Source organism: Vibrio sp. STUT-A11 (genome assembly GCF_026000435.1).
Taxonomy (GTDB): Bacteria; Pseudomonadota; Gammaproteobacteria; order Enterobacterales; family Vibrionaceae; genus Vibrio.
Map to the genome: position 1 here is coordinate 2,290,303 of NZ_AP026763.1, position 14,704 is coordinate 2,305,006.

12 protein-coding genes are annotated in these 14,704 nt (G+C 45.2%); 6 read left to right on the plus strand and 6 right to left on the minus strand.

Annotated elements, in window-relative coordinates:
• Positions 1-81 precede the first annotated feature (81 nt).
• The 5 genes from OO774_RS10735 (at position 82) to OO774_RS10755 (ending at position 6,721) form a co-directional block, all read left to right on the plus strand.
• Entirely contained in the window at positions 82-750 is a 669-nt protein-coding gene (locus OO774_RS10735) for an energy-coupling factor ABC transporter permease (RefSeq protein ID WP_264902324.1), read from the plus strand.
• A 155-nt stretch (positions 751-905) separates the two neighbouring features.
• A complete protein-coding gene (locus OO774_RS10740; RefSeq protein WP_264902326.1) occupies positions 906-1,406 on the plus strand; it encodes a YfbU family protein in 501 nt (166 codons plus the stop codon).
• Between the two features lie 488 nt (positions 1,407-1,894).
• Complete coding sequence (locus OO774_RS10745; RefSeq protein WP_264902328.1) at positions 1,895-3,829, plus strand: PrkA family serine protein kinase; 1,935 nt, start codon at positions 1,895-1,897, stop codon at positions 3,827-3,829.
• Between the two features lie 49 nt (positions 3,830-3,878).
• On the plus strand, positions 3,879-5,150 hold the full coding sequence (locus tag OO774_RS10750) for a YeaH/YhbH family protein (protein WP_264902329.1): 1,272 nt from the start codon (positions 3,879-3,881) through the stop codon (positions 5,148-5,150).
• Positions 5,151-5,161: 11 nt separating this feature from the next.
• A complete protein-coding gene (locus OO774_RS10755) occupies positions 5,162-6,721 on the plus strand; it encodes a SpoVR family protein (RefSeq protein WP_264902330.1) in 1,560 nt (519 codons plus the stop codon).
• A 76-nt stretch (positions 6,722-6,797) separates the two neighbouring features.
• Here the strand turns inward: OO774_RS10755 and kdsB are convergent, their stop codons facing one another.
• The 5 genes from kdsB to OO774_RS10780 are packed head-to-tail and all read right to left on the minus strand — an operon-like array spanning position 6,798 to position 12,765.
• On the minus strand, positions 6,798-7,556 hold the full coding sequence (gene kdsB, locus OO774_RS10760; protein ID WP_264902332.1) for a 3-deoxy-manno-octulosonate cytidylyltransferase: 759 nt from the start codon (positions 7,554-7,556) through the stop codon (positions 6,798-6,800).
• Positions 7,556-7,735 carry a Trm112 family protein gene (locus OO774_RS10765; protein ID WP_005378451.1) on the minus strand — a complete coding sequence of 60 codons (180 nt, stop codon included), beginning with the start codon at positions 7,733-7,735 and terminating at the stop codon, positions 7,556-7,558. The genes kdsB and OO774_RS10765 overlap by 1 nt, the downstream gene beginning before the upstream one ends.
• Positions 7,716-8,723, minus strand: a complete 1,008-nt coding sequence (gene lpxK / locus OO774_RS10770; protein WP_264902363.1) for a tetraacyldisaccharide 4'-kinase — start codon at positions 8,721-8,723, stop codon at positions 7,716-7,718. Before lpxK ends, OO774_RS10765 begins: the two co-directional genes overlap by 20 nt.
• Positions 8,724-8,726: 3 nt before the next feature.
• Positions 8,727-10,475 carry a lipid A ABC transporter ATP-binding protein/permease MsbA gene (msbA, locus tag OO774_RS10775; RefSeq protein WP_264902365.1) on the minus strand — a complete coding sequence of 583 codons (1,749 nt, stop codon included), beginning with the start codon at positions 10,473-10,475 and terminating at the stop codon, positions 8,727-8,729.
• A 22-nt stretch (positions 10,476-10,497) separates the two neighbouring features.
• Positions 10,498-12,765: a DNA internalization-related competence protein ComEC/Rec2 gene (locus tag OO774_RS10780; RefSeq protein WP_264902366.1), complete on the minus strand. Its 2,268-nt coding sequence runs from the start codon at positions 12,763-12,765 to the stop codon at positions 10,498-10,500.
• Positions 12,766-12,773: 8 nt separating this feature from the next.
• Between OO774_RS10780 and OO774_RS10785 the strand changes: the two genes are divergently transcribed.
• Entirely contained in the window at positions 12,774-13,283 is a 510-nt protein-coding gene (locus tag OO774_RS10785; RefSeq protein WP_264902367.1) for a DUF2062 domain-containing protein, read from the plus strand.
• A 175-nt stretch (positions 13,284-13,458) separates the two neighbouring features.
• On the opposite strand, the gene lolE is transcribed toward OO774_RS10785, so the two are convergent.
• Positions 13,459-14,703, minus strand: a complete 1,245-nt coding sequence (gene lolE, locus OO774_RS10790) for a lipoprotein-releasing ABC transporter permease subunit LolE (RefSeq protein WP_264902369.1) — start codon at positions 14,701-14,703, stop codon at positions 13,459-13,461.
• Between the last annotated feature and the right edge of the window lies 1 nt (position 14,704).

A 14,704-nucleotide genomic window follows, 5' to 3' on the forward strand; every position in this document is an offset into this window, starting at 1 on the left:
TCAATTACTCGTATGTGTAAAATAGCGCGCTACTCAATTATTTAACGTAGAAGCAACAAAACGTCGCTGTAGGAAATACTCATGGATTGGTTTAACTTGGGAGCATTGATAGTAATCGCATGGGTGGTTATTGCTTTTTGCATACCTGATTGGAAAAAGGTAGTTTGGCCAAAGCTGGAGCAAGAGAAGTCATTCCAGCACATTGTTTTTGCTACTCTTTTTCTGCTAAGTATTTTGTGGTCTGCTCAAGCAGGCGTGAAGGATGGGCTGAAAATACACTTTCTCGCGTTAACGACCTTGACCATGATGTATGGGTGGCGAATGGCGTTTTTGCTCAGTATTCCTGCTATGATTGTTAATCACTGGATACAAGGTGCTTCGCTTATCTTGCTACCAAGTTCATTAGTACTTTCCGCCCTGTTACCTATTCTGATCAGTTACTTTGTATTCCTGATCAGTTACCACTATTTACCACGCAATATTTTTGTGTTTATTTTTGTTGCGGGTTTCTTCAACGGGGCCATTACTGGCAGCTTGCATTTACTGATCAATTCTTTCTACCACTTGTCTGTAGGTCATTACGATTGGGAAACAATTCAGCACAACTACTTCATTTTTGTCCCTCTCCTCGCTTTTCCCGAGGGTTTACTCAATGGGATGTCGCTTGCAGTTCTGACTGTATTTAAACCTGAATGGTTAAGGGTCTTCTCTGATAGAGATTACATATACAACCACTATCACAAAAAATAGCCCCCGCTGGATAGATATGGTCCTGAAAGCTAGATAAATTGCGAATTTGTTGTCATTTTTTCATATTAAACATGTGTTGAGATCATGTTTCACTCTTGTCTGAAGCGTTAACCTAAGCACATTAAAAATGTATTAGATTATTTAGTGAGGTCATCATGGAAATGTCAAACGCTCAACGTTTGATTCTATCAAACCAGTACAACCTAATGTCTCAACTCGATCCAAGTAATGCGGCGAAATACAAACGCTTACAGACTATCGTCGAGCGTGGTTATGAACTACAAATGTGCGAGTTAAACAAAGACTTTGGCCGTATTACAGAAGCAGAATGTCGCGAAATCATCGACATTATGGAGATGTATCACGCGATGCAAGAGTCTAACAATCTGCTCGACAATGACGAGAAAAACAAAGTCGACCAACGTCGCCTACAGTTCTTGGGGTTCGATATCGCTTCGGAAGCTCAACAAGTACATTACGTACGCTTTTTAATTGACTCTGAAGGACTTTACCCACAATTTGACAAAGCAGACCATCATTTCAACAGCCAAATGCCAATGCTAGACAAATACCGTCGTATGCTGCAAACATGGCGTAACTGCCCTCGTCAATACCATCTATGTTCGAACGAACTGGCACAAATCTTTAGTGCCTAGTTATACAAATCATTGAATAGGAGAGCTGCGGCTCTCCTTTTTATTCTCCCTGACACAAACTGTCTTTTATACGTCAGATCTATTTCCCCAATCTTTTATCCAGTCCAACGATGAATCACTAACATTGGCCACCAGATGCCAAATATTTGATTTATCAATGCTGAACACTCCACACAATCCTATCATTTATGTAACAGTGATAAATATGCCACTTTTACAATAAATTCATAATTGTTAAGCAAAATTGCAAATCCCCGACTAGGCTTAAATAGAGAAAGGCTGTGATTGAATTATTCAAATCCACCGCTCACCGTTGTGATGATAAATCTGTACTTAAAGCAAAGTCTTTGGTGTCGAATAACTTACGCCCTGTACAAACCAAATCAGAGGTCAGTACGTATACAGTGAGACAACCAAGAGCATAACAACAGGTGGGTAAGCCTTCATCAACGTTCGTCGGTAGACTGACTATTAAAGGGGAAAACGACATGAGTATTTTCGACCACTATCAATCCAGATATGAAGCTTCCAAAGATGAAGAGATGTCGTTACAGGAGTTTCTAGCCCTGTGCAAGGATGACAAAAGTGCCTACGCTAATGCAGCAGAACGCCTGTTGATGGCCATCGGTGAGCCAGAAGTAATCGACACAGCCAAAGATCCAAGGTTAAGCCGGATCTTCTCAAATCGCGTCATCTCGCGTTATTCAACATTTAAAGATTTCTATGGCATGGAAGATGCGATAGAACAAATTGTTTCGTACCTAAAACATGCCGCGCAAGGTTTGGAAGAACGTAAACAGATTCTTTACTTACTCGGTCCGGTTGGTGGTGGTAAATCATCACTTGCAGAGAAACTGAAAGCGCTGATGGAACAAATGCCAATTTATGTTCTAACCGCAAACGGTCAACGCAGCCCGGTCAATGACCATCCATTCTGCCTATTTAAAGCTTCCGAAGATGGCGAAATTCTGAAAAAAGAATACGGTATTGAACAGCGTTACCTACGCTCAATCATGTCGCCTTGGGCGGCCAAACGTCTGCATGAATTTGGCGGTGACATTACCAAATTTAAAGTTGTGAAAGTCCGTCCTTCTATCCTCGACCAAATCGGGGTGGCGAAAACGGAGCCGGGTGATGAAAACAACCAAGACATTTCATCACTGGTCGGTAAAGTGGATATTCGTAAACTTGAACATTACTCTCAAGATGACCCGGATGCGTACAGCTATTCCGGCGCGCTGTGTAAAGCGAACCAAGGCTTAATGGAGTTCGTTGAGATGTTCAAAGCACCGATTAAAGTACTTCACCCGCTACTAACAGCGACTCAGGAAGGCAACTTTAACGGTACCGAAGGCCTGTCTGCGATTCCGTTTGATGGTATGATTCTTGCTCACTCGAATGAGTCAGAATGGCAAACGTTCCGTAACAATAAAAACAATGAAGCGTTCCTCGACCGTGTTTACATTGTTAAAGTACCTTACTGTTTACGCGTTTCTGAAGAAGTGAAAATTTACCAAAAACTTCTCGAAAACAGTGAACTGTCACAAGCACCATGCTCACCAAGTACGTTAGAAACGCTGGCACAATTCAGTATTCTTTCACGCTTGAAAGAGCCTGAAAACTCGTCCATCTTCTCGAAAATGCGCGTATACGACGGTGAAACCCTGAAAGACACCGATCCGAAGGCAAAAAGCTATCAGGAATATCGTGACTACGCAGGTGTGGATGAAGGCATGAGCGGTCTATCGACTCGTTTCGCGTTTAAGATCTTGTCGCGCGTATTTAACTTCGACCAGACTGAAGTCGCCGCGAACCCGGTTCATCTGTTCTACGTGATTGAACAGCAAGTTGAACGTGAACAGTTCCCGACAGAAACGGCAGAAAAATATCTTGAGTTTTTGAAAGGATACCTCGTACCTCGCTACGTCGAGTTTATTGGCAAAGAAATTCAAACCGCCTATCTAGAGTCTTACTCTGAATATGGTCAAAACATCTTTGACCGTTACGTGACCTATGCGGACTTCTGGATTCAGGATCAAGAGTACCGCGATCCAGAGACTGGCCAGCTATTTGACCGCGCTTCGCTAAACTTAGAGTTAGAGAAGATCGAGAAAACAGCGGGTATTTCTAACCCTAAAGATTTCCGAAACGAAATCGTCAACTTTGTGCTTCGTGCGAAAGCCACTAACAATGGTCAGAACCCAGTTTGGACCAGCTACGAAAAACTGCGCACAGTTATCGAGAAGAAAATGTTCTCTAACACTGAGGAACTTCTTCCGGTTATCTCATTTAATGCGAAAACCTCTTCTGAGGATCAGAGGAAGCATGACGACTTTGTCGCTCGCATGATGGAAAAAGGCTATACCGAGAAACAGGTTCGCCTACTTTCTGAGTGGTACCTACGAGTACGTAAGTCATCCTAACCAGTTATTGAGTTAGGTCGCTTGTGTGAAACATGAAGAGGGCTATTTCATGGCGCAATTTATAGACCGAAGGCTCAATGGCAAGAACAAGAGCGCTGTTAACAGACAGCGCTTCTTGAAGCGCCATAAAGAGCAAATCAAGGAGTCGGTAGCAGACGCAGTGAATCGACGCTCGATCACGAATACGGAAACGGGCGAAGACGTATCTATACCGCACAAAGACATCACAGAGCCGATTTTTCATCAGGGACAAGGTGGGTTACGTGAACGCGTGCACCCTGGTAATGATCAGTTCATTACTGGTGACAAAATCGAGCGGCCAAAGTCCGGAGGGCAAGGTAGCGGCTCTGGAGAAGGTAATGCAAGTCCAGATGGCGAAGGTCAAGATGAATTTGTGTTCCAAATTTCGAAAGACGAGTATCTTGATATTCTGTTCGAAGATCTGGAGTTACCGAATTTAGAGAAAAACCAAATCGCGAAAATCACCGAGTGGAAAACACACCGAGCAGGTTTCCAGACCGCCGGTATTCCCTCCAATATCGCAATTGTACGTTCACTCCAACAATCTCTGGCCCGAAGAACGGCCATGACAGCAGGTAAAAAACGTCTCCTCAAAGAGCTTGAGGATGAGCTCGCACGCATTAAGAATATGGAGCCAGCTCAACCGTTTGAAGAGAGCCGTTTGAAGAAGGAGATTACCGAACTGCGTAAAAAAATCGACAGTGTTCCATTTATCGACACATTCGATTTACGTTTCAAAAACTACGAGAAACGCCCAGTTCCATCTAGCCAAGCGGTGATGTTCTGCTTAATGGACGTATCTGGCTCGATGGATCAAGCAACCAAAGATATTGCTAAACGATTCTACGTCCTGCTTTATCTGTTCTTAACTCGTACTTATGAAAACGTGGAAGTGGTGTTTATTCGTCACCACACTCAGGCAAAAGAAGTGGACGAGCATGAGTTTTTCTACTCTCAGGAAACCGGTGGTACTATTGTATCCAGTGCTCTAAAACTCATGGATGAGATAATCAAGGCTCGTTACCCAATTGGACAGTGGAACATTTATGCCGCGCAAGCATCCGATGGTGATAACTGGGCGGATGACTCACCGAGATGTCGTGACTTATTAGTGAATAAGTTACTGCCTAACTGTCAGTACTACTCATATATTGAGATCACACGTCGTTCTCACCAAACTTTGTGGCATGAGTATGAAAAACTCACTGAAGAGTTCCCGAACTTTGCGATGAAGAATATTCGCGCTGTGGAGGATATCTTCCCTGTCTTCCGTGAACTATTCCACAAAGAAACGGCGTAAGGAGGCTAGCGATGAGTACCGCAACGAAAAACCTCTCCGGTGAAGCTCCAAAAAAGCGCAGTAGCAAAATGCTACCAGACGGTCCCGATTGGACCTTTGAGCTGCTGGAGCGATACCATAAAGAGATAAAACGTGTCGCTGAGCATTATCGCCTCGACACTTACCCAAACCAAATTGAGGTCATCACGTCAGAACAAATGATGGATGCTTACTCAAGTATTGGTATGCCGATAAATTATAACCATTGGTCGTTCGGTAAGAAGTTCATTCAAACGGAGCAAAACTACAAACACGGCCAAATGGGGTTAGCTTATGAGATAGTCATTAATTCCAACCCTTGTATCGCTTACCTCATGGAAGAGAACACCGTGACTATGCAGGCACTCGTCATGGCGCACGCCTGTTACGGCCACAACTCGTTCTTTAAAGGTAACTATCTTTTCCAGACGTGGACAGACGCAAGTTCTATCATTGACTACTTGTTGTTCGCGAAAAAATACCTGGCAGAGTGTGAGGAGCGCTATGGCGTTCTGGAGGTTGAAAAACTTCTCGACTCTTGCCATGCACTGATGAACTTTGGTGTTGATCGTTACAAACGACCAGAAAAAATCTCAATCACAGAAGAAAAAGCACGCCAGGAAGAGCGCGAAGCTTACCTGCAATCACAAATCAATGACCTATGGCGCACGGTACCTAGAGCGAAAACCAAAGAAGAGGATATGGTAGAGCGCTTCCCAAGTGAACCACAGGAAAACTTACTGTACTTCTTTGAGAAACATGCACCGCTACTCGAGCCATGGCAGCGCGAAGTTATCCGTATTGTGCGTAAAATAAGCCAATACTTCTACCCACAAAAGCAAACTCAGGTAATGAACGAAGGTTGGGCAACGTTCTGGCATTACACCATTCTTAACCATCTTTACGATGAAGGTTTGGTGTCTGAAAAGTTCATCCTAGAGTTCTTACACAGCCACACAAGCGTGGTGGCACAGCCAGCGTATAACAGCCCTTACTTTAGTGGCATTAACCCTTATGCGCTCGGATTTGCCATGTTCCGCGACATCAAACGTATCTGTGAAGAGCCAACCGATGAAGATAAGGAATGGTTCCCAGATTTAGCCGGAACCGACTGGCTAGACGCAGTGCACTTTGCAATGCATAACTTCAAAGATGAAAGTTTTATCAGCCAATACCTGTCACCTAAATTGATACGTGACTTTAAACTGTTCGCTATCAAAGATGATGACCATAAAAACTTCATCGAAATATCAGCGATTCATGATGAGAGCGGTTATAAGAGCATAAGAGAGAAGCTCGCGGCGCAATATAACCTATCCAACCTGGAGCCAAATATTCAGGTGTTTAATGTTGATGTTCGTGGTGACCGTTCACTCACGCTCCAATACGTTCCTCACAATCGCATCCCGCTGGATGACAGTTATGAAGAAGTACTAAAGCACGTTTATCGTATTTGGGGCTTCGATGTAGTTCTGCAAGAAGTGAAAGATACGGGTCATAGGGAGACGCTGGCGACATGCCCTAAACGTAATCAATATGACAACAATATTTAACCCATCCCTGATTAAATACCCCAAAAGTAAAAGGCTCCAAGATTGGAGCCTTTTTATTTCACTGAATCTGTAGAGGTTACTTCGCTTCGTTAGCAACTATCGCTCTTACGGTGTCTAAGTCTTCTTGAGTATCAACGCCTGCTGCTGGTGCTTCCTTGGCGACGGCAACATGAATTTTCTCGCCATACCAAAGTACGCGAAGCTGCTCAAGGCATTCAATTTGCTCGAGCGCACTTGGTGCCCAGTTGATGTAAGTATTAATGAAACCTGCACGGTAAGCATAAATACCAATATGGCGCATCAAAGAATTAGCAATGGTTTTATCTTGCTTGGCAAAATTGTCACGATCCCATGGAATCGTTGCCCGGCTAAAGTACATGGCATAACTACGTGAGTCTGCCACCACTTTGACTGCATTTGGGTTGAAGACTTCATCTTCCGAGTCAATTTCAACGGCCAACGTTGCCATTGGAGCATCACAAGCTGCGAGATTATCGGCAACCTGACGAATGATTGATGGTGGGATTAATGGCTCATCACCTTGCACATTAACAATAATGTGATCAGCAGGAATCGCCATTTTCTCAACCACTTCAGCCAAACGTTCAGTGCCTGACTCATGGTTTGGTGACGTCATGCAGACTTTTCCACCAAACTGCTCTACTGCTGCAGAAACACGCTCATCATCGGTTGCAATGATGACATCTTCAGCACCGGCTTGCATGGCTTGTTCGTAAACCCACTGAACCATAGGTTTACCACCAATATCAGCCAATGGCTTGCCCGGTAAGCGACTTGAGGAGTAGCGAGCAGGAATAACGACAGTAAAAGACATTAACGCCCCTCGTCCATGCTCATGGTTCTCGCTTCCGGTTCAAGCAGAACAGGAATACCCTCTTTAATCGGATAAGCAAGACGATCCAATTTGCAGATCAACTCTTGATTATCTTTATCGTACGTCAGCTTACCTTTGCACACAGGGCAAGCTACAATCTCAAGCAGACGGTGATCCATAAGTCGCTTTAACCTCTTTTATTCTATTTAAAATTCGCTCTGCATCGCTAGTTTCAAACTGCGCAGATACAGGCAGATACCACCAATTATTTTGCGCGTATTCACGACACTTAACGGCGTCTTTCTCTGTCATGATCACATTCGCTCCTTGCTGAGCCAATGTCTCTAATTCTTGCTGGTCAAAGTCTTGATGGTCTGCAAACCCTTTGGTGACTTTGACGTCAGCATTCATGTCACTCAAGGTATTAAAAAAGCGCGGAGGGTGTCCAATACCTGCAAACGCCACCAGGTCGTTTAACTCTGAGACTTCAACTTGCTGTTTCGTCTTCAGGTTAATCGCCTTCTCCGGTGCCAGTGACATCGCAATTTCACCTTGGTGAGCCTGACCGCCATTCGTGATCACGAAGTCCACTTCATTCAGTCTTTCGACCTTTTCTCGCAAAGGTCCTAAAGGTATCAGGCTTTCATTACCAAAGCGTCGATTGCCGTCAACGATCACCAACTCAATGTCTCTCGCCAATGCGTAATGTTGAAGACCATCATCCGTAATCACGATATCAACACCTGTGTCCAACAACGCTTTAACCGCATTCGCTCGCACCGGGTCAACTGCAACGGGTGCACCTGTGCGATTATAAATAAGTTTGGGCTCATCACCGCAGTATTTCGCCGGAGTGTCCGCATCTAAAACAAGTGGATATTGGGGGGCTTTGGCACCATAGCCACGAGAAACAACGCCAGGTTTATAGCCAAGATGTTGTAATTGCTCCACTAGCCAGACCACAACCGGGGTTTTGCCATTCCCACCAGCGGTGATATTTCCCACAACGACAACTGGCACAGGAGATTGATACGCCTGCTTGTTACCCTTCAGATACTGTTTGCGCTTCAACTGACTGATTGCACCAAACAACAAACTCAGTGGCCACAAAAGCGGCCACAGGAGAGTTTTGAGCGGGTGGTTTTCAAACCAGATTTTTTCAATCACAACTTAACCGCCAAACTGGATTCGGTGCAATTGAGCATACGCGCCATCTTTTGCAATCAGATCAGCATGGGTGCCACGCTCGACAATCGCACCGTCATCGACAACCAAAATTTCATCGGCTTTTTCAATCGTCGAGAGTCGGTGAGCAATCACCAGCACGGTCTTATCTTTTTGCAGCTCATCTAAAGCAGCCTGAATAGCGCGCTCAGATTCGGTATCCAATGCCGACGTTGCTTCATCCAAAATCAATACTGGCGCATCACGCAATAACGCACGAGCAATAGCAATTCGCTGGCGCTGGCCACCAGAAAGGCTCGCGCCATTCTCGCCAATCATCGTATCGAGGCCGTTGTCCATTTTGCTGACAAACTCCATCGCATGCGCAAGTTCAGCGGCTTTCTCAATATCACTGCGCTGGAAGTTATCTTCGGTAGCGTAGGCAATATTGTTCGCGATCGTATCGTTAAACAAGTGGACATTCTGCGAAACCAAAGCGAATTGCTCACGCAGGTTTCTCAGCTCGTATTCACGGATATCGTGGCCATCAAGCTCAATCGCACCACTGTCCACATCGTAAAAACGATTGAACAAGTTTGCGATGGTACTCTTACCAGACCCCGAGCGCCCCACCAGAGCGACCGTCTTACCGCGAGGAATATCAAAGCTAACATGTTCAAGTGCTGGCTTCTCCGCGCCCTCATAACTGAAGGTGACATCTTTCACACAGATATCACCGTTTGCGCGATCAACTTTGTGCTTACCTTCATTCTTCTCAGGTTCAAGATCGATAAGAGCAAATAAGGTTTGGCTGGCTGCCATACCGCGTTGGAACTGAGAGGTCACGTTAGTCAGTGCTTTAAGCGGGCGCATCAGACCAAACATCGCAGAGAATACGACCGTGAAAGTACCCGGAGTTAGTTGCTCTTTAATTGAGTCAATACTCGCCAGATACAGGACCGCTACAATAGCGACAGAAGCAATCATCTGGATGATAGGGTTCGCCGCCGCCTGAGCAGTCACCAGTTTCATGCTTTGCTGACGCATCTGGTTGCTGACTTTTTCGAAGCGTTGACGTTCGATATCCTGACCGCCATAGCTCAGTACCACTTTGTGTCCCTTCAGCATTTGTTCTGCTGAAGCTGTCACATTACCCATCATGGTCTGCATGTTTTTGGAGATTTTTCTAAAGCGTTTGGAGACAACGCCAATCCCCCAAGCAACAACAGGTGCCACCGCAAAAAGAACCAATGAAAGCTGCCAGCTGTTGTAAAACATCAGTACCAGCAAACCAATAATACTTGCCCCTTCGCGCACAATGCTCACCAGCGCTCGGCTGGTAGCAGCAGAGACCTGTTCTGAATCATAAGTGATACGAGACAGCAGGTTCCCGGTCTTTTCTTTATCAAAGTAAGACACTGGCATATGCATGAAGTGGTTAAAAACCATACGACGAATCTGCATGACTACGTTGCCAGAAACCCAACTCAAGCAATATGTGGAGACAAAACCACTGGTACCACGAATAAACATCATGACGAAAATGATCAATGGCAGTGTACGTAGGAAATCGGAGTCTGCGCTGCCAAAACCTTCATCGAGCAAAGGTTTGAGTAAGGAGATCATATAGGTATCTGAGACAGCATTAATAACTAATGCAATGATAGCAACGATAAGACCTGCTTTATAAAGGCGAATATATAACCATAGACGCTTAAACGTTTGCCAGGTCGTTTCATCAGTATTTATCGACATAGAAGTGCTTTATTTTCTTACATTAAGACTCGTATTCTACCCCCTTACGCACCATCTGCCTATACCATGGTTCAAATGTATCACTACGTTTCTTTTCAAAATCCCACTTATCTTTCTTCACCCGAATCGTTATTTGCCCGCTATCCCCGGTATCAAGCCATAAAGCACCCGCATTGCGGTAAGATGTCACTACCGTCTCCGCAGGCATTCCCCACTGATTATTTTTCGCCAGTGACGCTATCGCTAAGATCGGGTCGACAGCATTAATAAAGCGCGGGTTCGAGGAAGTTTTACTGCCGTGGTGTGGTACGAGCATCACATCACTGCGCAGCTTTTCAGGATCCCGGAGAAGTATCCACTCACTGATAGACTCAATATCGCCTGTAAAAAGCATAGAAAAATCAGAGTCCGGGTCTCTGAGTCTAAAAACACACGAGTGAGGGTTGTACGCTCGTGTGACAATTTTAGGTGGCCAAAGCACCTCGATATCGAGTTGTTGCCACTCCCAGTTATCACCATTCACACAGGGTTGATAACCATCAAAATGTTGACTGCTGCGCATATTAGTTGGAGAGAACTCCGTCTCAATCACACTTCGGCCTCCCGCATGGTCATTGTCCCAATGGCTGAGAATAATGCTATCCACCAACTCGAATCCCCTGCTATGAAGTATTGGAACAATCACCTGCTCCGCCATGCTACCACCCGGCCAAGATTTACCTGTGTCGTAGAGCAGAACTCTTCCATCTTTTTCAATCATCACAGCTAAACCATGACCGACATCGAGCACGTCAATGCGCCAACTTGCACTTTTTCGCCCAGTCAATCCGGTGACAATGATGGTAATGACAACAAGTAGCAGCCAGCCCTGCCATAACAAAAACCGCTTCAGAACCAAGCACGCACACAAAAGAGAAAACATCCACATGAGATCTATCGACAGTGGCTGCCACGAACCAAGGGCAAACTGAAGAGATTCACTTAATGGCCACAAAGAAAGATCCATCCATTGCCAGACAAACTCCGATAATGCGGGTACCAATAAAGAAACTGATAGCGCGATGAATATCAGAGGAACAACAACAAACCCAAACCATGGAATAAAGATAAAGTTATACGCGATTGCTAATAGGCTTACGCCCGAGAAGAAATAGCCACTTATAGGGAGCACGAACAAGCTCAAGGCGATCTGAGTAATAAACAAGGTTCGCAGTTTTCCCAGCCAAGTGCTGCTATTGAGCCGCACAAGGTTGATGACTAAGAGCACCGCGCCAACAGAGAGGTACGAGAGCCAGAAACTCATACTAAAAGAAGCAAAAGGTTGGATAAACAGCTGAAAAGCAACTGCGAGTAATAGCACTCTCCAGGTACTCCAGTGAACCAGAGAAATTTTTAAAACGACATAAATCACACAAACTGAAGCAGCGCGAGTAGTTGGTAGAGAGAAATCGGCAAGCCAGGCATAACATAAAGCAACAGCTAACCCCATAATGGAAGGCATTGCTTGATAACGTGGCAAAGCGAAACGAACACTTCCACCGAGCAATAACCCAAAACTAAAAGCCATTCCGATATGCAACCCAGAAATAGAGACAAGATGCAATAACCCACTGTCTCTCAGCCCTTGCCAATCATCGTCAGAAAGCCAGTTGCGATCAGCAAAAACCAATGCGCTAATCAATGGAAAGTGGTCCAGCTCGGATATATCCTCCGTTACCCGACTAACTATCTTCTGACGCACAGAGCTGCTGGTTCGAATGATCCAATGGGCATCACCAGACACAATGGCTCTGGCTAAAATACCTTTTCCCATTGCCTGCTTTTCAGCGTCGAATCCCGCTTCATTACGTAGTCCAATAATGGGTTTTACCAGCGCCGTCGTCGTAAACTCACTGTTAACGGGTATAGCAAAGTAGGTGATAAAACGGACTTTAGGTTTAAGAAAAGGTAGCAGACGTTGATCATTAACTTGTTTTATCGTCACGATACCTTCATATCCATGACTTATTTGATTAAAAGAGCTGTCAACTTTGCCAATTATGGTACTATTCTCCCCTACATTAAAAAGGGCTTGTCGCTGATACTCCAAAACATTGCCGTGGATGATGACTACCATTAAGCCCCAAATTACGCCTATGCTGATTAAGCCACGACGTAATTTAATTATTGAACCAGTGGTAATTATTCCCAGCAGTAACCAGCGCCAATCTGGCATTGTCGGCCACCATGCCGACGATATAACGCTTGCTACAAATAACACCAAGGTCCAACTTTTTTCTGAGAGAGTCATGCAGTCCTATGCCTAGAAAGCTGATAAAACGCTTCATGCCTGATCACGAGTTGATCAAACGCCAAAAAGCATTAAAAGTCTTCGGCAATGTGTTATACAACCCGAACCTTTGGTGCCTTAATCGTCGCTCAGCGTCTGGCGCGTTTGCTGTTGGTCTATTTATGGCGTTTGTACCGCTTCCTAGTCAAATGATCATGGCAGCAGGTTTAGCCATTTTATTGGGTGTCAACTTACCTCTCTCTGTTGCTCTCGTTTGGGTCAGCAACCCGATTACTATGCCGGTTTTGTTCTACTTCGCATACAAGGTAGGCGCATGGGCCATGCATGTCCCTCCTCAACCATTCCACTTTGAACTGTCGTGGGAGTTTATCATGCAGCAAATGCACACCATCGGTCCTCCTTTCGTGCTCGGATGCATGATGTGCGGCGTAGTCTCAGCCATCATCGGCTACTTTGGCATTCGCGGAGTGTGGCGCTACTCAGTGGCTCGTAGCTGGAATAAACGTAAAGTAAGATAAATCGTCGGTGCAAAAAATTCAGCACTCCGATTATCCGATGAGGGGCAAATAACGCTTAATCTGCAACGTAACGTTAATCGGGTATGACAAACTGATACCACATACACAAAAGGACCGAAATCGGTCCTTTTGTGTTGATATTGCGAACTTTTGTGTATTTGGTATTGCAAATAAGTTACTTGGAACTCAAAACCGCTGCTGGGTTCAACTTAGCCGCCCGAGACGCCGGATACCAAGTCGCGAGTAAGCTAAGGACAATCGCCGTAATCGACACCAGAGCCACATCTGGCCAGTGCAACTGTGACGGCAAGAAATCAACAAAATAAATGTCACCCGATAAGAAGTGGTGCCCAACTAAATGCTCTAATCCAGTAATAAGCGGGGTTAGGTTTAAAGCGACTAAAACGCCAATAACGCTACCAACTAAACTCCCCAATACGCCAGAGAACACGCCTTGCCAGACAAATATTCGTTTAATCAGACTATCTTTTGCTCCCATGGTTCTTAGAATGGCAATTTCTGCCGCTCGGTCTTTAACCGCCATCATTAACGTCGAGACAATATTGAAACAGGCCACACCAATCACCAGCACCATCACCAGATACATAATGGTCCGTACTAACTGAATATCACGGTAAAGAAACCCAAACTGCTGCTGCCAACTTTTAAGATACACGTACACATCGATGAGGCCGCCCACTTCACGAACAATTTCCGGTGCGTTAAGGACATCGTTTGTCTTCAGCGAAACACCAGTAACACCATCGCCTAACCGGGCATATTGCTGGGCATCCGCTAGTGGCACTAACGCAAGAGAGTGATCAATCTGGCCATTCAAAGTCAAGAAACCGATAACTTGTACACGAACACGCTTTGGTGCCTGAACTTTAGTCCCCGTCCCCGTTTGTGGAATCATTAACGTGACATAGTCACCAACTTCGGCATTCAGCTCGGTCGCGACACCCCGGCCCAAAATCACCTGCTGCTGACCCGCGTAGAAGTTCTGCCACGCTTTTGGGTCGATAAAGTCAGACATATTGGAAACGGCTTGTTCAAATGAAGGTTCAACCCCGCGTACTTCAACCGCTTTGAGCTTACTGCCCTTCTCTGTCAACCCAGTGAAACGAACATAGGGCGCAGCCGCAACCACATTTTTGTGCTTCAACGCTTGGTTAATGGTTTTGGTGTAGTTCTGTAGTGGGCCATCGACCCCCTCTAACTCACCATGTGGAATCACTGACAAAACGCGCGACTGTAATTCCCGCTCGAAACCATTCATCGCAGACAGGCCAATGATAATGACCGCAACTCCAACCGCAATACCAATAGTCGAAGATAGAGAGATAAATGACACCATTTTGTTGCGTTTTTTTGCGCGACTAAAACGGCCACCAATCATCAATGCTAAAGATGAAAACAAA

What these genes read in the sequence shown, in the direction of transcription:
- OO774_RS10750 (WP_264902329.1), top strand. Translation starts at nt 3,879, where the DNA reads ATGGCGCAATTTATAGACCGAAGGCTCAATGGCAAGAACAAGAGCGCT.
- msbA (WP_264902365.1), bottom strand. Translation starts at nt 10,475, where the DNA reads ATGTCGATAAATACTGATGAAACGACCTGGCAAACGTTTAAGCGTCTA.
- OO774_RS10740 (WP_264902326.1), top strand. Translation starts at nt 906, where the DNA reads ATGGAAATGTCAAACGCTCAACGTTTGATTCTATCAAACCAGTACAAC.
- kdsB (WP_264902332.1), bottom strand. Translation starts at nt 7,556, where the DNA reads ATGTCTTTTACTGTCGTTATTCCTGCTCGCTACTCCTCAAGTCGCTTA.
- OO774_RS10765 (WP_005378451.1), bottom strand. Translation starts at nt 7,735, where the DNA reads ATGGATCACCGTCTGCTTGAGATTGTAGCTTGCCCTGTGTGCAAAGGT.
- OO774_RS10785 (WP_264902367.1), top strand. Translation starts at nt 12,774, where the DNA reads ATGCCTAGAAAGCTGATAAAACGCTTCATGCCTGATCACGAGTTGATC.
- OO774_RS10755 (WP_264902330.1), top strand. Translation starts at nt 5,162, where the DNA reads ATGAGTACCGCAACGAAAAACCTCTCCGGTGAAGCTCCAAAAAAGCGC.
- OO774_RS10780 (WP_264902366.1), bottom strand. Translation starts at nt 12,765, where the DNA reads ATGACTCTCTCAGAAAAAAGTTGGACCTTGGTGTTATTTGTAGCAAGC.
- OO774_RS10735 (WP_264902324.1), top strand. Translation starts at nt 82, where the DNA reads ATGGATTGGTTTAACTTGGGAGCATTGATAGTAATCGCATGGGTGGTT.
- OO774_RS10745 (WP_264902328.1), top strand. Translation starts at nt 1,895, where the DNA reads ATGAGTATTTTCGACCACTATCAATCCAGATATGAAGCTTCCAAAGAT.